Below are 19,712 nucleotides of genomic sequence, written 5' to 3' on the forward strand. Positions count from 1 at the left end.
TTGTATGATAAATAAGTAGTGCAAATTTCACGGTTTAAGCACAATTCAAAATCAGGACGCAATCGCGTAATTGAAGAAAAATACAAAAATAAGGATGTGGATTTAATGAAGAAATTATTCATTTCATTACTCTTAGCATGCTCTTTTATGCTCGTAGTTTTTTTAGCACCCTCACAAGCTAAAGCTGCACAGAAAATCGGTGTCGTTTTCTCTGAAAGTAGTGAAAAATATGCCAATACTACACACCCTGGTGGAACATTTAATGGCAAACGTGTTTCTGAAAAGGTTGACTATAGCTCCACATATAATAAGGAACTAAAAGCTTTTCTTCTCTATCAGCAACAAGGTTTCCAAGTAGAGAAAATTTATGAGAAGGACTTAAATAATTTAGAAAATTTAAGTCAATATGATGCAATCGTTTTGGCCTATACAGTTATGATGAATCATCAGCAACGCGAAAATGTCAAAATGTACGTTCGAAATGGCGGTGGTGCAATTTTTGCCTTCCAAACAGCCCGTAATGAATCTACAAAATTCCCTAAACTCGGTCAAATGGATCTCTCTCCATTGATCTACGATGTCGATTCTTGGGTAATGGAGTGGGATAATTTAACTGAAGTCTTTAATTCCCGTTTTATTGACGATATTGTGTTAGGAAATACTACAATAAGCAATATAAATACTGTTCATCCAATTATTCAAAATACAACAAAAGAGCTTGGCAAAAGTAAGCTTAATCTAACAAAAACAGGCCGTGATTGGGTAGAAGTCATGAAGCCTTGGCGAGGTGGATCTGCAACACCTATTTTATATTTCTCAGATTACAATTACACAGACAAACCTAAAACAATGAAAAAAAATGAATTTGGCGCAGCCCATGCAATCGAATACGGCAAAGGCAGAGTTGTTCAAATTGGATTCAAAATCTATGACTATATAAATATTAATGATAAAGCAGATTGGCAGGATAACGAAAATGGTGCTGCTTATATAACAACTAATGGTGACAAAGATGCACAAGTATTTATGAAGCATGCTTTAAATTGGGTAGCCGAAAAACATAATGGCTACGTGCCCCGCCGTTATAACCTTTCTCTTTACTCTGACGGGGTGCAAAGTTATGTAGCACCGTCTGGTAAATTTATTTTCTACTCCACTGTAACGGTTAAAAACAATGGTAATGTGCCTGCACGCGGTACATTGAAAGTAGAAATTTTAGACGCAAACGATAAAGTTGTAGGTAATGGACATGAACGTTACATTCCAGGACTTGCTGCTGATTCCACAACAGACAATGCTGATCAAAAAGATATTAGTACCCATGCGGAAAAATATCAGATTTCTATGCCTGGTAATTTAGCCGCCGGAACATATACAATACGTACATCCTTTACAGAAGGACGCGATGATCGCAAAAATGCTGATGAAAAATTTGCAACGATTGCAGAAATTAAAACGCTCACACGTGCAAAAGGTTCCAACAAAGCGACAATTGCTTCCGCTCCATTCTTCCCAGATGTATCTTCATCGAATGGTGCCTATTATGATATTAAAAACTTATATGCGCTAGGCATTGTGAAAGGAACTAATGGAAAATTTAATCCACAGGGTACATTAACTCGCCTACAAGCAACAGAAATGATTTTGCGCGCATTAGGAATTCCAGTATCAAGCTCCGCTGCCTTAAATGTAAGTGACATCAAAGCAGGTGATTATGGCTACGCTGTTTTAGCAACAGGCTTACGCTACGGCATTATTGCAGTAGAAAATGGCAAAATCAATGCCCACCAGCCAATGACCCGCGCTGCCATGGCACGAGCACTTGTCAACGGCTTCAAGCTACAAGGCTACACAAATAATACTTTCTCAGATGTGCCGACATCTCATGCATATTATAAAGATGTCCAAGCCTTATATGCACTTGGCATCACTACAGGCTATGCCGATAATACATTTAAACCAAATGGTACCGTAACACGTCAAAACTTTGCTCAATTCGTAAATAGAACACTTAATGCAAATTCAAAATAACTACTAAGGTGAAAGTTGATTTTTTAGTGCGTCGATTGGGATGTTTTTTATCGTTGGTAGAAGTGTTGTATCACTGGTAGACTTGGGGATTTCGTCGGTAAAAGTGCTCGTTTCGCCGGTAGACTCGTGTGGATTTTGCGGGTAGAAGTGCGTTGCGCCGCTAAACTCAGGAATTCCGCCGCTAAAATATCAAATCGCTGATAGATCGCTTTTTTGCGCTGATAAAATTCCTTTGAATACTACTAATCAAACGAAAAGAGCTACATCGTTCACTTTTAAACGATGTAGCTCTTCGTTATTATTGTTTTGAGTAATATTCTAAAATTCCTTTGTAGATAGATTCCGCAAATAACTCAATATATTTATCATCAGTCAACTTAGCACGGTCTTCACTATTTGATAGGAAGCCTAGCTCGACTAGAATAGCTGGAATATTCGTATTTTTAACTACGATGTAATTATTATTTTCTCTGACCTTACGATCATTCATATTTACGTTTTTAACAATTTGGTTGTTTACAAATGTTGCAAGTTCAATATCTTCTTGATACATATCACCTGGTGTTTTAGCGTAATATGTCTCAGTACCTTTTGCAGAAGTATTTGCTGCAGAGTTCACATGAATACTTACGAAGATTTCGCCGTAATTATCATGTGCAAAGTCAATATGTTTTTGTGGCGGAGAGAACGTATCTCCAGTACGAGGCATCAATACCTTTGCCCCTGCAGCCTCCAGTTTGTTCTTGACAATAGTACTAACCTTTAATGTAATGTCCTTTTCGAGAATAGTTTTACCGTAACTAGTTCCTGGGTCATTACCACCATGACCTGGATCAATAATGATAATTCGATCTTTTACCGGATTACCACTTTGATTTAATAGCTTTAAATAAGATTTATGGACATACCCTTTTTGACCTTGATAGGTAACTTGTGCCCAATAACCGTTAATACTGTTCACTTGAACATATTCGCCCTTTTTCAGCTTACTTACTACCGCAGAAGTAGAGTTAGCTTCTTGGCGGATATTTAAACTGTCAACCGTCACTCGACCTAATACATCACCAGAAACTGTTGGTGGAGTTGGATCTGGTTTTGGATCTGGAGTAGAAGGTTTTTCTACTTCAACGTCCGCTGTACTATTAACCAATATATAACCTGGTACACCGTTCACTACAGTTAGATGGTAACCACTTACCGTCTTATAAACAGGTAAATGCACTTTACTATTCACAGTTGAAATTACCTTTGATGAAGAAGTTGGTTTTGCGTAAAGATTTATATTTTGTGTTGTCGCAACTTGCTTTTGGACATTCCCTAATGCGTTACCATCTGCATCTAAAAACTGTGCATACGTTTTATAAATATAAGCAAAGGTATCTTTATAGGAAACTTTTAACCAATCTCCCTCAACTGCATAGACTGATAGTTTACCACCATTGTTTACTGTACCTACTATATTAGTAGTAGATGAAGAATCCTTGGATTTACGAATATTTAATCCGTCAGCTGTTGCAGAAATTAAACCAATGACCTGTGATGAATCAGGTGCAGCTACATCTTTAACAGGGATATCTAAACGATATTTTTCTTCTTTTGCACGCGCTACAAATAACGCGAACTGTTTACGTGTCACTTGTTCATTTGGATTATAATTTTGATTGCTTCCTTTTGTAATACCATTATAGTAAATCGTATTCACGTATGAAACGTACGGATGAGTTATGCCTACGTCTACAAAAGGAGAATCGATATTTTGATATTCACTTGTATCAAGCTTAAACGCGTTTGATAACACATAACTCATTTCATCTCGAGTTAAAGGTTTGTTTGGTAAAAATTGTCCCTTTGTATTTGTTTTAAAGAGACCAGACTGTACAGCACGTTCTACATAGCCTGAAAGCTCCGTGCCGGCTGTTACGTCCGTGAAGCTTGATTTATTCACAACTAGTGGCTTTTTGCCCGATGCAACAACAACCATTTTGGCAACTTGTCCACGCGTTACGGTGTTGTTAGGTTTATAATACGTTTTGCCCTTTTCTGTATATCCTTTAATAACACCTAAATTAACTAAATAATTGATTTCTTCATATGCGTCATCCTTGTTCGTAACATCTACAAAACCGCCTTTTGCTTGTGCACTATGTATTGTAAATATTGAAGCAGAAACGAAAAGGACGCATAATATAAGACTAATTTTCTTGAGATACAATGTCTTATTTCCTCCCTTCTTGTTCTACCATTAATATTAACAAAATTTCCTAGGTAAAACTATTACACATATGTAATTATTATATCGAAATTTCAAATAATAGAATTCAATTCTACAATAATCATACTATTTAAAGCGCAAAGAGTTAAATCAAACAAAAAGAGCTACATCGCCTACTATTGAACGATGTAGCTCTTCATTATTATTGTTTTGAGTAATATTCTAAAATTCCTTTGTAGATAGATTCAGCGAATAACTCAACATATTGATCATCTGTCATTTTAGCGCGGTCTTCGCTATTTGTTAGGAAGCCTAACTCAACTAAGATGGCTGGAATAATCGTGTTGCGAATAACATAATATTGTTCTTTTTTAACACCACGATTTTTCATATTTAAGTTATTAACGATTTGATTGTTTACAAAAGTCGCTAAATCAATATCTTCCTTAAACATATCCCCTGTTGAAATTGCATAATATGTTTCAGTACCTTGTGCAGAAGTATTTGCTGCTGAGTTTACATGAATGCTTACGAAGATTTCACCGTAATTAGCATTTGTAAAGTCAACGCGGTCTTGTAATGACGGATACGTATCCCCTGTACGAGTGATAGATACCTTCGCACCTGCAGCCTCTAGCTTTTGCTTCACAAGTGTGCTGACCTTTAATGTAATAGCTTTTTCGGAATTAGACCCTACAACAGTTCCAGGATCCTTACCGCCATGACCTGGATCAAGAATGATAATTCGATCTTTCAACGGATTACCATTTTGATTTAGTAGCTTTATATAAGATTTATGGACATACCCTTTTTGACCTTGATAAGTCACTTGTGCCCAATAACCGTTAATACTGTTCACTTGAACATATTCGCCATTTTTCAGCTTACTTACTACCGCAGAAGTAGAGTTAGCTTCTTGGCGGATATTTAAATTATCAACTGTCACTCGACCTAATAGATCCCCAGAAACTGTTGGTGGAGTTGGTTCTGGTTTTGGTTCTGGTTTTGGTTCTGGTTTTGGTTTTGGCTCTGGTTTTGGAGTCGGAGTTGGTTCTGGAGTAGAAGGTTTTTCTACTTCAACGTCCGTTGTACTATTAGCCACGATATAGCCTGGTACACCATTCACTACAGTTAGATGGTAACCACTTACTGTCTTATATACAGGTAAATTCACTTTACTATTCACAGTTGAAATAACCTTTGATGAAGAGGTTGGTTTTACGTAAAGATTCATATTTTGTGTTGTCGTAACTTGCTTTTGGACATTTCCTAATGCGTTACCATCTGCATCTAAAAACTGTGCATACGTTTTATAAATATAAGCAAAGGTATCTTTATAGGAAACTTTTAACCAATCTCCCTCAATTGCATATACTGATAGTTTTCCACCTTTATTGACAGTTCCTACAATATTAACAGTAGATGAAGAATCTTTTGATTTACGAATATTTAATCCGTCAGTTGTTGCAGAAACTAAGCCAATGACCTGTGATGAATCAGGTGCAGCTACACCTTTAACAGGGATATCTAAGCGATATTTTTCTTCTTTCGCACGCGCTACAAATAACGCGAACTGTTTACGTGTCACTTGTTCATTTGGATTATATTTTTGATTACTTCCCTTTGTAATACCATTATAGTAAATCGTATTCACGTATGAAACGTACGGATTATTAATGCCCACGTCTACAAAAGGAGAATCGATGTTTTCATAATTGCTTGTATCAAGCTTAAACGCTTTTGTTAATACATAACTCATTTCATCACGAGTTAAAGGTTTGTTTGGTAAAAACTGTCCCTTGATATTTGTTTTAAAGTAGCCAAGCTGTACAGCGCGTTCCACATAGCCTGAAAGCTCTGTGCCGACTGCTACATCTGAGAAGTTTGATTTATTGACAGCTAGTGGCTTGTTACCCGATGCAACAACAACCATTTTGGCAACTTGTCCACGCGTTACGGTGTTGTTAGGTTTATAATACGTTTTGCCCTTTTCTGTATACCCTTTAATAACACCTAAATTAACTAAATAATTGATTTCTTCATATGCGTCATCCTTGTTCGTAACATCTACAAAACCGCCTTTTGCTTGTGCACTATTTATTGTAAATATTGAAGCAGAAACGAAAAGGACGCATAATATAAGACTAATTTTTTTGAGATACAATGTCTTATTTCCTCCCTTCTTGTTCTACCATTTATATTAACAAAATCTCACAGGTAAAACTATCAAATAGATGAAAGTGTTACACTTAAATTCTAAATAATAGAATTTACCATAGTATTTAAAGCATCAAACAAAAAGAGCTACATCGTTCATATTGAACAATGCAGCCCTTTTTTATTATTTTTTTGCGTAGTATTGTGAAATACCTTTGTAGATAGAATCAGCGAATAACTCAACATATTGATCATTCGTCATTTTACCGCGGTCTTCGCTATTTGTTAGGAAGCCTAGCTCGACTAAAATCGCTGGAATAATCGTGTTGCGAATTACGTAGTATTGTTGCTCTTTAACACCACGATTTTTCATATTTAAGTTATTAACGATTTGATTATTTACAAATGTCGCAAGATCAATGTCTTCTTGATACATATCGCCTGTTGAAATTGCATAATATGTTTCAGTACCTAGTGCAGAAGTATTTGTTGCTGAGTTAACATGAATACTTACGAAAATTTCACCGTAATTAGCATTTGTAAAGTCAACGCGGTCTTGTAATGACGGATACGTATCCCCTGTTCGAGTCATATATACCTTCGCACCTGCAGCCTCTAGCTTTTGCTTCACAAGTGTGCCGACTTTTAATGTGATAGCTTTTTCGGAATAAGAACCTACAACAGTTCCAGGGTCCTTACCACCATGACCTGGATCAAGAATGATAATTCGATTTTTCAACGGATTACCACTTTGATTTAGTAGCTTTATATAAGATTTATGGACATACCCTTTTTGACCTTGATAAGTAACTTGTGCCCAATAGCCGCTAATACTGTTTACTTGAATATATTCGCCTTTTTTCAGCTTACCTAGTACCGTAGAAGTAGAGTTAGCTTCTTTGCGAATATTTAAACTGTCAACCGTCACTCGACCTAGTACATCACCAGAAACTGTAGGTGGAGTTGGATCTGGAGTAGAAGGTTTTTCTACTTCAACGTCCTCTGTACTATTTGCCACGACATAGCCTGGTATACCGTTTACTACAGTTAGATGGTAGCCACTTACTGTCTTATAAACTGGTAATTTTGTTTTGCTATTAACTGTTGTAATAACTTTTGATGAAGAAGTTGATTTTACGTAAACATTTAAATTCTGTGTTGCAGTAACTTGCTTTTGGACATTCCCTAATGCGTTACCGTCAGCATCTAAAAACTGTGCATACGTTTTATAAATATAAGCAAATGCACCTTTATAAGTAACCTTTAACCAGTCCCCTTCAACTGCATAGACTGATAGTTTACCACCTTTGTTTACTGTACCTACTACATTAGTAGTAGATGAAGAATCTTTTGATTTACGAATATTTAATCCGTCAGTTGTTACAGAAACTAAGCCAATGACCTGTGTTGTATCAGGTACACCTACTCCTTTAACTGGTAACTCTAAACGATACTTTTCACTTTTCGCACGCGCTATAAATAATGCAAACTGCGCACGTGTCACTTGGTTATTTGGATAATAATTTTGACCCGTTCCCTTTGTAATACCATTATAGTAAATCGTATTCACAAATGTAACATACGGATGAGTAATCCCTACGTCCACAAAAGGAGAATCGATATTTTGATATTCACTTGTATCAAGTTTAAAGGCTTTTGTTAATACATAACTCATTTCATCACGAGTTAAAGGTTTATCCGGTAAGAATTTACCCTGAGTATTTGTTTTAAATAGGCCAAGCTGTATAGCGCGTTCTACATAGCCTGAAAGCTCTGTGCCGACTGTTACATCGGAGAAGCTTGATTTATTGACAACTAGTGGCTTGTTACCTGAAGCAATTACAGCCATTTTGGCAACTTGTCCACGTGTTACGTTATTATAAGGTTTATAATACGTTTTGCCGTTTTCCGTATATCCTTTAATAACACCTAAACTAACTAAATAATTGATTTCTTCATACGCTTCTTGATCTTTAGGAACATCTACAAACCCACCACTTGCTTGGGCACTATGTATTGTAAACATAGAAGCTGAAATGAATAAGACGCATAATATAAGACTGACTTTTTTGAGGTTCAATGTCTTATTTCCTCCCTTCCTGTTCTCGTGTCCATTCTAGCAAAATTGCATAGACAAAACTATCATACGAATGTAACTAATCAGCTGTTTTCTAGGCATCACTCCTATTTTTGGTAAATTTCATAAAAAGAAGAGAGCCTGCAAGTGCAAACTCTCCTCAATTTATACTTATATAAAAGAACTTCCTTGCAATGTATTACTTTAAACGTAGCCCTTGTCTAAGTAATACGGAATTTGATTATTATTGTTATTTTTGTGCGCGTGCAATAAATGTTTGAAGTTGAGAAATTTTTAACATCTCATCGTAACCGAAGTTACCATTTCCAATACCTTCTGCAATACCATTTGAAGCAAGAATTGAAATAAATTCATTTGCCCAATGATTTGCAGGAGCATCAGCAAATGTTACAACATCGCCTTGTTGCTTTAATTCGAAGGCATGTACTAATACTTTCGAGATTTGAGCACGTGTTATCGGTGAAGATGGATTAAATTTGCCACTACCATCACCAGCAAAGATACCTAACTTCGATACAGCAGCAATTGCACCAGCATGTTCATTTGTTGGTTTTACGTCTGTAAAATTCGTATTTTTATCGGATGTATCCAAGTTAAGTGCTTTAGCAATTTGCACTGCCACTTCAGCACGAGAAGCATAAACTGTAAAGTCAATCGCAGCGTCCTTTACTTCTTCTTTAACAGCTTCTGCTTGTTCACTATCAAATGTTGCTACACGTTTAGCACCGATGTAACGAGAACCCCAATAATAAGGATCATCTACATTTGAGTAACTAACACCTTTACCTGTTTGTGAATGGATCATTTTCCCGTCACCCATGTAAATAGCTACATGCGAGACACCTTTACCACTAGTATTGAAGAATAATAAATCTCCAACTTGAATATCACTCTTTGCTACCGCAGTACCTTGTTGATATTGCGAGCCTGAAGTACGGTTTAATTCAACACCTAAATCTGCAAATACTTTAGTTGTATATCCTGAGCAATCGAGCCCTTTAGTAGTTGTACCTCCATAAAGATATGGAACACCTAAATATTTTGACGCTGTATCAGTTACATCAGATGTTGTGGCTGCTTCAGCTTTATCTATTTGAGTTGTTGTAAATAACATGAAAGATGCAAAAATCGGTAATAACCATTTCTTTTTCATATATTCGGTATTCCCCTCTCAGAACTTTTTTGCCTATAAATAGACTATCATAAAAGATGCTATTTTAACTTTTCAATTGTGTAACGGTTTTGAGAGCACAAAAAAACACTGATATACCAACGTTTCGTGGTTTATCAGCGCTAAATTATGGGTATTAAATAATGGATAATCGGGATTTTTGTAACATTCCTGTAATATTCGCTACGCTTTGTCACAATAGATTACAAGATTTAGTGCAATTTCAATTTTTAACAGTTGGATACGAGCATTTTCGATCCAATTTTCTGTTTAATGATGGAAGGTGTTCGCGTGGTAGTTGATCACCTTTCGCGGGTATTTCTCTTGGTTCGCGTGGGTATTCGCACCTGCTTCGCGGGTATTTGCACCTGGCTTCGCGGGTATTTGTCTCTGCTCCGCGGGTATTCATCTCTGCTTCGCGAGTATTCGCACCTGCTTCGCGGATATTCTCCCCTGCTCCGCGGGGGTTTGCACCTGCTCCGCGGGTATCTGCACCTGCTCCGCGGGGATTTGCCTCTGCTCCGCGGGTATTCTCCTCTGCTCCGCGGGTATTTACCTCTGTTCCGCGGGTATTCTCCTCTACTTCGCGGGTATTTGCCTCTGCTTCGCGGGTATCGTCACTGCTTCGCGGGGATTCTCCTCTGCTTCGCGAGTATTCGCACCTGCTTCGCGGGGATTCATCTCTGCCCGCGAGTATTCGCACCTGCTCCGCGGGGATTTGACTCTGCTCCGCGGGTATCTGCACCTGCTTCGCGGGTATTTGCCTCTGCTCCGCGGGTATTTGCACCTGCTTCGCGGAGATTTGCCTCTGCTCCGCGGGTATTCTCCTCTGCTTCGCAGGTATTTGCCTCTGCTTCGCGGGGATTCATCTCTGCTTCGCGAGTATTTTCCCATCTTCGCTCCGCGGGGATTCTCCTCTGCTTCGCGAGTATTCGCACCTGCTTCGCGGATATTCTCCCCTGCTCCGCGGGTATTCGCACCTGCTTCGCGGATATTCGCACCTGCTTCGCGGGGATTTGCCTCTGCTCCGCGGGTATTCGCTTCTGCTCCGCGGGGATTTGCCTCTGCTCCGCGGGGATTTGCACCTGCTCCGCGGATATTCGACCCTGCTCCGCGGGTATTCACCTCTGCTCCGCGGGTATTCACCTCTGCTCCGCGGATATTCGACCCTGCTCCGCGGGTATTCACCTCTGCTCCGCGAGTATTCGCTCATCTTCGCTCCGCGGGTATTCCTTCATCCCGCTTCGCACAGGTTATTGACTAGAAAATAACTGCACCCAATAGTAATATCCATTGCTATCTACTGCAATCGCTACCCCGGTATTTGTGTAATTTTCTCGTAAAATATTTTCACGATGTGCTGGTGAAGCCATCCATGCTTTGACGGCAGCTTCGGGTGTTGGAATTTTTCTTCCTATATTCTCTCCTAAGCTCGTGTATGGATAATCGAATAATGTTGCCAAATCCCATGGCATTCCGTAGTAAGGTGATTCGTGTTCAAAATAATGTCGGTTCACCATATCTTGTGCCTTAATAACGGCAATTTGTGTTAAAGCTGCATCATAGTTAAGGGGTTGTAGCTTTCTTTTTTGTCGTTCGACGTTGACTAAACGTATTACATCATTAGACATGGTTGATGAATAATTTTTTGTCGGAATATAGGATTTGGATAAATAGTCGTAGGCTACCTCGAGATTTGTTACCTTCGTTGTAAAGTCGAGACTTCTTTCAACCAAAGAAGCAAATTGCGCACGTGTTACCAATCGATTTGGTGCAAATTGCTGTGCGTTGATCCCTTTAATAACACCAACATCTGCAAGTGATTCAATATAGTCTTTTGCCCAATGTCCTGCATTAACATCGCTAAACTTACTATGATTTTGGGAATCGACTTCAATTTGATACGCGAGCGTTAACATTTTGGCAATTTGTGCACGCTGTAAAGGTGCATCAGGGTTGAAGCAATCACCATTTTGTAATATCCCTAATTCCACTAGGGCACAAATTTCTTTATAGTACGGATGATTGGTTGATAAGTCTGTAAAATTAGGAGTGTAATCGGTATCCAGTTTTAGCTTCATAGAACGAGCAATTGCAGCTGCAGCTTCTGCCCTAGTAATCGGTTGTTCTGGTTTAAAGAAGCCATCTTGATAATTTGTCATATAATGCTTTTCTAGCATATGTTCTATTGAGCTTTTTGCCCAATGTGTTTGTGAAACATCCTTTGCAATATTAGCTGCCAATACTTCTTCAGATGTGTTTGTCAGAGGCACAGCATATGATGTAGTCAGCAAAATAAGAGACATGCCAACAACACTAGATACTTTTTTAAACATAGCTACCTCCTCCTTCATTTAAATTATGTATAGTACCCTAATGGAACAAATTTGCCACCACATGTTTTCCTAACGACCAAAATAGGGATTGCATCCATTTCAGGATACTCATGTTTGATTTCCCTCATGGGCTACACGACGCGGAATAAAAGCGATATCACCGTTCTAATTTGCAGTTTAAAGGTCGACTGGTCCTCACACCCGACTTTAGTTATTAGATACTCACATCCCATTATTACCTAATTTTACCTTTAGTATTTCAAAAAAACCACTCTAAGATTGAAAATAACCTAAGAGTGAGTCTTCGCGTTTATTCAACGCTAATAATATAGAAATCGTCTTCAGTTTTTTGCAAAGTGCGGTATAGGAATAAAGCCATTTGACCGCGTCGAACATCTGTATAGGGTGAAAATGTCGTCGCGCTAGTTCCTTGTGTAATCTCATAATTTAATAACGTTTGAATGTACTTATTAGTTTCATTATCTTTCGTAAAATCTAAAAAAGATGCAGATAATGTTGTTGCCTGTTGTAAATTAAATCCAAGTGTCAATATCTTTGCCATTTGACTTCGTTTAATAAATTGATCTGGATTATAATTTGTACCTTTTTGGATAATACCCTTTTCAGCAAGCGCGGCAATATGCCCGTAATATTTATGAGAGGTCGGTACATCACTGAAGCCAGGATTTACTACATTTTTTGTCTCCAATTTTAGAGCTTCAGCCAAAAAGTATGCCGCTTCCCCTCGTGTTAAATTTTGATAAGGACTAAACGTAGTCGATGTTGTCCCAAATACAATTCCCTGGCTATATAATTCACTAACTGCCTTGTATAGTTCTGCTTCGCTTCCACTATTTTTTATATCTGTAAATGGCATTGCAGCTGCTTCTGCAGGCATGGCTGCAACACAGGGAACAACTACTGCTGCGGTTGCAAAAGCCCATGCTTTATGTACCTTCTTAGTCGACAAATTAACGCTTCCTTTCCTTATTATAAAGAAAGAAAAGAGGGACTTGCCCTCTCTCCTTATAATAGGCCTAATGTTTTTAAGTGATCCTGTAAAATACGATAATTATATACTAAGTCCTGCTGCTCAAGAGTAAGTGCGTCGTAAAGTTTTTGTGCAGCCAGTACTTTCTTTTCAAATGTTTTAGCGTCTGGGTCCAGCTCGCCAATCGCATTCACTACTTTTAACACTGCTGCTACATCTTTTTCTGCTTTCTTTAAAGTATCGTAGTTAAGAACTTGTCCTTTTACTTTAGAATCTAATGCTTTATATGCAGCAGAAGCATTCGCTACATCTTGAATATATGTGCTAGAAGCCGGATTAAGACCAGCTATAATCCCAACAACTTTCTTTACTTCACTCATATTTTTCTCAGCTTCAAGCAAAATATTGTAATTAGATACTCTTTGCTTATCTGTAGTACTTAAGCTATCGTAATCTTTTCGCACAGATTCTATCATACCAAAATACAATTTATCACTTGGCTTTAAAGCTGCAATACTCTGATAAACTTTAATAACGTTATCTAATGATAGAAGCAGCTGCTCGTTATAAACATATTTACGCTGAGTGGCAGTAAGATTATCATATGCTTTTAAAACCTTTTGATATTGGCTGTCCATATTTTTCGATGTCATCAGTTTATCAATCTCATTGACAACACTAATGACAGGCTTAATATTTTTTTCTTGCTCTTGCAATGTTTTATAGTTTTCAACCGCATATTGTTGATCTTTTGGTAATGCATTATATGCTGCACGTATCTCTTCAATACGTTTAATATATTGATTTGCTGGGATGGTCGGAAGCTCATCAATCATGCGCTGTACATTTCCTGCACCTAAGATGCTTCCTTCAGCAGCTTGTAATAAATTGTAGTTTGTGACATATTGCTGCATGTCCTTACTCAGAGCATTGTATAATGCTCGAGCTTGTACTGTATCCGCATTGAAGGTTTTACTTGACGGCTTTAGCTTGCCAATTAATTCAATCACTTTGGCAGTTGGCTCGTAGCTTTGTAAAATAGCAATATTATTAACATATAGCTTTTGATCCTTTGTCAGCTTATCGTACGCTTTTCGTGCTGAGTTTACTTGACTGACAAATTTATTTGAGCCCGGCTCTATACCATCGATTTGCACCATAGTATTTAAAATTGCTTTTACTTCTTTTTCACGATCTGTTAATACCTTCACATTAGAGACAAGCTTTTTCTGTCCTGATGTTAGTTTATCGTAAGCAACGCGAGCATTCATAAGCTTCGTTAAATAATCCGGATCAGTAGGCACTGCCGCATCTATCAATGCAATAACTGTATGTGCAGATTTCAGCTCAGTCTCAGCTGTGACAAGCTTTTCATAGTTTGTTACAGCCTTTTGCTTTTCTGGTGATAATGCATCGTAATTTTTGCGTGCAGAATCTAAATCATTTAAAAATGTTTTACTTGTCGGTTTCAATGTTTCAATCAAACCTATTAATGTAGCAACATCTTCAACTGCTGCCAGCTGATTGTAGTTTGTTACGCGTTTTTGTGAGGCAGGGTCTAGTGCATTGTATGCTTTACGTGCTGCCAAAACCTTTTTTGTATAATCCTTATTTGCTGGATTTAAAGCTGATATTGCATTAATAACCTTCACAACATTGGCATTATTTTTCTCATAAGTTGTTAATGTCTTGGATTGTGTTACTAATTTTTTTGCATTTTTATCCATCGTTTTATATTCTGCAGTCATCGCTGCTACTTTCCCTACAAACGTAGCATCTGGCTCATTAGCTAAAGCGATAACACGATTGTCGAAATCTTTAGCTGTTGTAATATAGCCATTCGCGGTTTGAAGAGCAGGATAATTCGTTACAAGTTTTTGCACGTTAGGTGATAGTTTCCCATAATCTGCATTTAACTGTGTAACTACTTCCGTATATGTTTTTTGCGATGGGTTTAAGGCCATTATGCGTGACACAATATCCATTGCCTCTACTTGATCCTTCAACGACTTATAGCCTTTCACGTATTCGCGTTTTGCAGAATCCAGCTTTTGATAAGCAGTATTCGCTGCCTTCGCTTTTTTAGTATAATCTTTCGCAGCTGGGTCTAGCTTTTCCACTAACGCAATTACATTTAAAACTGCTTTATATGATGTTTCTGAGCTTGTTAGCACTGACAAATTGTTGACGATTTTTTTGACAGTAGCTGCTTCTATTTTCTTCCCGTCAGGTGATACTGGTGAATTGTAAGCTGCACGCGCTTGCTCTATTTGTGTAATTTTATCCGTAGCATTGGCAATTTCAGCAATGAGTTTCTCAACTTCTTGCGCTGCTGCTATATTTGCCTCAGCTAATTCTAAGTCAGCGATATTTTTTACAAATCTGTTATCGCTTAATTTTGTGAATGCGTCTCTAGCTGTTTTCACTGCTGTTCGATAATCTGCATTATTTGACGGTTTTAGTGCTGTAATTTGCTTGGAAATATTAGCAGCATCCTGATATGGCTTAAACGCTTCATAATTTGTAACTAAGCGCTGTGAACCTGCATCTAATTTTTTGTAGGCAGTTTCAATTGCTGTTACTGCACTAATAAAGCTTGTAGCAGATGCGAAGTCTTCTGGTTTTTTTTCCATCAGCTTTGTAATATTCGCAATTACTTGATCAGCTGAAGATAGATTGGCCAACACGTCTGTATATTTTTTGTATGGTGTTACCGCTGCATTATTTGGATTATAGGCTGTAATAATTTTCTTTTGATCAGCTGTAAGTTTGTTTAATTCAGTTGTTACTTCAGTAGCAGCTGCGGCAATGTCAGAAGAAGTGGATGACTGGTTGTTTAGAATACCAATAAAAGAATCCAACTTTATAATTGCCTGACCTACATCTTCTGCATCCTTGTACATTTTTAAAAGCTTCTCAGTATCTGCACCGTTCTTTTTGAAATAATCATTACGCTCTTGTACTCCATAGCCGTATTGCGTTGATGTACCTCGAACTGCTGAAACAAGGTCCTTAGCATCTGCTGACGCAAGGGCTGCATTTACAGCACTCTCGAAAGTCTTTTGGACTTTTAAATAAGAGCCGGCTTCAGTGTCTGAACCTAAAAAAGTATTGTACTCTTTATTAACTTCTGTAGCTTCATCAACAAATGTTTTACTTGTATAAGACAACTTACTTATTTTGGCTCCAATAGTCTTTAATTTAGCCAATAAATCTCGTTGGGCTACAACATAATCGTATTTCGCTTTAATAAAATTGATTTCATCGGGTTTGAAGTCTGTAGTACTTAAAACTGCTACATCCCCCTTTGCTATCACCATTTCATCATTGGTTGAAGTAACAGATAATTTGCCAAATTGTGCAATTGTTTGTGATTTAGTGTCTGTTGCTGCTACATTCACATTAGCTACTTGATTTGCCTGAGAGATTGTTTGAGGTTGTCCTTCTTGAGCATTGGCAATCGCTGTCGGAGTTAGTAATAGACTTGTTATTACACCAGCTTGTATTGTTTTTTTCAAATTGCCCACCCTTTCTTTTTTATAGGTAAATAGATATGTATCATTTATTTCTAATTTGCTACCTTTTGTATCGGTGCATTTTATCCTATTTCAAGCTAATCTATTAAAGTAGCTCATCCTCTTCACTAACAGAAAGATAATTTTTTTAGATTGCATAGTCTTTTTATAGGAAGTTATTGTTAGGATACTATATAATTGAATTATGTGCATTGATCTGGAAGAATTTTTGGCAAAAGATGACTAATTATGAGTAAAAATGCTAATAGACTTTAGATGAACAAATTTACCACCTAAAAGATACGTGCAGCTGACGACAATTTTCGTGTAAAAATGAAGCGTAGAGGAATCAGCGCTCGTCTGCGGAAAGCGCTACTCTATATGTACTTGCAACCTTATATTTTCCAGGAAATATTTTGTTGAAACATTACACAGATTAGCGAATAAATGCTTTGTATAATTCTCTAAAATAACGATTAAAATTTCTCTTTTTTCGAGGGAAATCGATGAAAAACTTAGCATTTCTACTATATTATTTTCCAGTAATTAGATGTATACTACAACTTTACGATTTAATTTACGAGAAAGGGAGCTATATATGTTTTATCAATATAAATTTTGGCACAGCTTATTGCATCCCACTTATTTTACCCAAGCTGTTGAGCAAGGAGAAATAAGAGGATATAAAAAGCGATCGTTCACAGTTTTTATACTCTTTATGCTTCTATTCATCGTTCGTGAGTTTTGGGGCATGGGTACTGAAAGCTTAACAACATTATTTGCATCGAATCACCCAACTGAATACTATACAGCACGTTTACTATCAATGGTTGGGGTTATTGCCTGGGGAGTCATCTATTATTGCTTCCATTATTATGGCGTTACATACTTGTTACATCTGTTAACAGATATTCCTTACAAGTGGATTCAGAAGGTACAACTTTATGTAATGGTATTTTTACTTATTGAAAAAACAATTTTATTTGCCGTGTTTTATGCAGTTGGTTACACTACAAACTTCTCGTTCTTCTCACTTGCACCTATAGCTCAGCAAGTAATTGAAAAAGATTATGTACTATTTGCTATCAACCAACTAACCGTAGCAACAGTATTAACAATTATTGTGCAATACACGTTCCTTTCAAAATGGGAGGAATGGTCAGATCGTAAGGCATTATTAGCAAAAATTATTGGGCTATATGTAATAATGGCTATTTTTATCGGAATGATTAGTGCGTTACCACTACAAGAATGGATTACAAGGGGGTTAGGATGATGCGCTTTATTAAATCCAGACCTTGGACAAGTTTAAGTATTATTGTGATAGCGTTATTAATTGGTGTAAATGCTTATTTTGTATTTAAGGATGATAGTAAAGTAGCCAGATCCTACTTTATCAATGAATTCCAAAGAGCAACAACTAGTGATCGTGTAGAGACGGTGGAAAAGGATGCGATTGTTGCACCAACACAAACCTATACGATTTCAGCAGATGCGAAAAATCTTGCTGCAATAGATGTAACACGTGGACAGGAAGTACATGCCAACGATTTACTAGCTACCTACAAAACAGAGGAAGTTGACGGTGAATTAGCAAAGCTTGAGGCTGAACGCACTGCTTACGAAACCGAATTAAGTGATTTAGAATCTGCTTTAGCGGACATAGAATCTGAATACGGTGGAGGCAATGACCCAAAAAGCTCTATTAATACCGACCAAATTAGTGAGAAGTTAAATGTCTCTGTTAAATTTGAATTAGGTCAGCAAGCTTCTCCCTCAACTGCAGTGGCAATACTGAACCGTCACATTGCGGAGACCAATCGTCAAATAGCTTTAATGGATGCACAAATTGGCCAAATTAAAGCGCGCCAAGGTGTTATTTGCCCAGTAGATGGTGTCATCTCAAAAATCACTGAAGAAGCTGGTGCAGTAACATTTGAAATCTATTCATCTGAAAAGTCTATGCTTGCCTACTTATCCGAGGATGAATGGCAAAAGGTTGAAGATGGGCAAACCGTTAATTTTAAACTGCCGCATAACGACAATGATCTATCAGGTATTGTAGTTCAAAAACAAATGATACCAACAAATAAAGAATCCCTTTGGGCAAATGAACTAGCTAAGTCAGCAAAGCTACCAAAGCCTACAAGCTATGAGGTAATATTGCATCAGGATGACGTACTGGAAAACATTCCATTCTCTACTGTTGGTAAGGCTTCTATTACCGTAAATCAGGCATCCAACGCACTTAAGGTGAAGTCCGCATGGGTGAAGGCTAGAAAGAATAATAAACATAGCGTTTATACGATTGATGGAAATGGTAAAATACGCCTTGAGGATATCGAGGTTGCCTTTAAAACGGCAGATTCTACTATCTTTACAGGCTATATGGATGCCGGAACACCTATTATTGCCAATGAACAACGCAATATTTTAGCTCGCTCCTTCCGTTCAATACCTCTTAAAAAAATCGAGTGGCAAAATTTTAAAGAGATCGGTTGGAAAGACTACGTGAAATATATTGTCTTTTAGTATATAAAAGCCTCCCCGATACTCTGTAAAATTAAAGACAAGTGAATGTGTTATTAATCAGTACTATCAGAATGTTATCTTTAATGTCACACATTATATTAAATAATTAGTACATCACTTATATAAGTGGTGTACTTTTTTGTTTATTAAACTAAAAATAGCGATAAAGAAGGTTGGAGAGTTATTGAATCTGATTTATTAAAACTTAATAAAGTGATACCAGTTAGTGAGGTTGAACAGAAAAGTGGGTATAGAACCATAGAATGCAACAGAATTAGTGAAACGGGCGTGCCAAGTAGTGACCCTTACTTTTCCTGATGAAGAAATGTTGTCGATTGGGGATGAAACGTACTTTGGAAATATTATTGATAATGCAGCAGTCGCCATCAAAAGTGAAGAACTCTGACAGCTTCAAAAAGCAATATGTAAAAATTGGAGTCCAACTTCAACTCCTATCAAGTTATCGAGAAAATCAAGCAAACGATTGTACGACTTACTACTACAAAAAAATATTTACCACGACATATCTTAGTCATTAAACTAGTAATAAGAAATCTAGCAAGAAGTCGAAGTCCCCTTTATAAAAAATATCCCTCAATCTTTATCTAACAACAACTTCAAAAACTCCATTTTGAAAAAAGATTGATCAAAATGGTGTTACTCTTTTTA

At 37.3% G+C, this 19,712-nt stretch carries 13 protein-coding genes; 3 read left to right on the plus strand and 10 right to left on the minus strand.

From position 1 onward, the window contains the following. Positions 1 to 105 precede the first annotated feature (105 nt). Entirely contained in the window at positions 106 to 2,031 is a 1,926-nt protein-coding gene (locus ACYQ73_RS12045; protein ID WP_460012718.1) for an S-layer homology domain-containing protein, read from the plus strand. A gap of 298 nt (positions 2,032 to 2,329) precedes the next feature. Here the strand turns inward: ACYQ73_RS12045 and ACYQ73_RS12050 are convergent, their stop codons facing one another. From ACYQ73_RS12050 to ACYQ73_RS12095, 10 genes are all read right to left on the minus strand, one after another. Further along, positions 2,330 to 4,243 (minus strand): N-acetylmuramoyl-L-alanine amidase, encoded by a 1,914-nt coding sequence (locus ACYQ73_RS12050; protein ID WP_460012719.1) that lies wholly within the window; start codon positions 4,241 to 4,243, stop codon positions 2,330 to 2,332. A gap of 202 nt (positions 4,244 to 4,445) precedes the next feature. Beyond that, the gene (locus ACYQ73_RS12055) at positions 4,446 to 6,407 is read right to left on the minus strand and encodes an N-acetylmuramoyl-L-alanine amidase (protein WP_460012720.1); all 1,962 of its coding nucleotides are present in this window, start codon (positions 6,405 to 6,407) and stop codon (positions 4,446 to 4,448) included. 177 nt (positions 6,408 to 6,584) lie between these two features. Then, entirely contained in the window at positions 6,585 to 8,426 is a 1,842-nt protein-coding gene (locus tag ACYQ73_RS12060) for an N-acetylmuramoyl-L-alanine amidase (RefSeq protein WP_460012721.1), read from the minus strand. Positions 8,427 to 8,727: 301 nt separating this feature from the next. After that, on the minus strand, positions 8,728 to 9,651 hold the full coding sequence (locus ACYQ73_RS12065; protein ID WP_460012722.1) for a C40 family peptidase: 924 nt from the start codon (positions 9,649 to 9,651) through the stop codon (positions 8,728 to 8,730). Positions 9,652 to 9,892: 241 nt separating this feature from the next. Next, positions 9,893 to 10,372 carry a hypothetical protein gene (locus tag ACYQ73_RS12070; protein ID WP_460012723.1) on the minus strand — a complete coding sequence of 160 codons (480 nt, stop codon included), beginning with the start codon at positions 10,370 to 10,372 and terminating at the stop codon, positions 9,893 to 9,895. Then, positions 10,347 to 10,538, minus strand: coding sequence for a hypothetical protein (locus ACYQ73_RS12075; RefSeq protein ID WP_460012724.1), 192 nt, complete (start codon positions 10,536 to 10,538; stop codon positions 10,347 to 10,349). Before ACYQ73_RS12075 ends, ACYQ73_RS12070 begins: the two co-directional genes overlap by 26 nt. Further along, the gene (locus ACYQ73_RS12080) at positions 10,535 to 10,882 is read right to left on the minus strand and encodes a hypothetical protein (protein ID WP_460012725.1); all 348 of its coding nucleotides are present in this window, start codon (positions 10,880 to 10,882) and stop codon (positions 10,535 to 10,537) included. Before ACYQ73_RS12080 ends, ACYQ73_RS12075 begins: the two co-directional genes overlap by 4 nt. Positions 10,883 to 10,922: 40 nt before the next feature. Then, positions 10,923 to 12,005, minus strand: coding sequence for a CAP and S-layer homology domain-containing protein (locus tag ACYQ73_RS12085; RefSeq protein ID WP_460012726.1), 1,083 nt, complete (start codon positions 12,003 to 12,005; stop codon positions 10,923 to 10,925). 310 nt (positions 12,006 to 12,315) lie between these two features. Continuing rightward, a complete protein-coding gene (locus ACYQ73_RS12090) occupies positions 12,316 to 12,975 on the minus strand; it encodes an S-layer homology domain-containing protein (protein ID WP_460012727.1) in 660 nt (219 codons plus the stop codon). A 56-nt stretch (positions 12,976 to 13,031) separates the two neighbouring features. Then, positions 13,032 to 16,514 (minus strand): hypothetical protein, encoded by a 3,483-nt coding sequence (locus ACYQ73_RS12095; protein ID WP_460012728.1) that lies wholly within the window; start codon positions 16,512 to 16,514, stop codon positions 13,032 to 13,034. 595 nt (positions 16,515 to 17,109) lie between these two features. On the opposite strand from ACYQ73_RS12095, the gene ACYQ73_RS12100 reads away from it, so the two are divergent. Together ACYQ73_RS12100 and ACYQ73_RS12105 are read left to right on the plus strand one after the other, a co-directional pair. After that, positions 17,110 to 17,787 (plus strand): hypothetical protein, encoded by a 678-nt coding sequence (locus ACYQ73_RS12100; RefSeq protein ID WP_460012729.1) that lies wholly within the window; start codon positions 17,110 to 17,112, stop codon positions 17,785 to 17,787. Next, a complete protein-coding gene (locus ACYQ73_RS12105) occupies positions 17,784 to 19,043 on the plus strand; it encodes an efflux RND transporter periplasmic adaptor subunit (protein WP_460012730.1) in 1,260 nt (419 codons plus the stop codon). The genes ACYQ73_RS12100 and ACYQ73_RS12105 overlap by 4 nt, the downstream gene beginning before the upstream one ends. The last annotated feature ends 669 nt before the right edge of the window (positions 19,044 to 19,712 follow it).

The sequence above is a fragment of the Lysinibacillus sp. CTST325 genome, assembly GCF_054665055.1.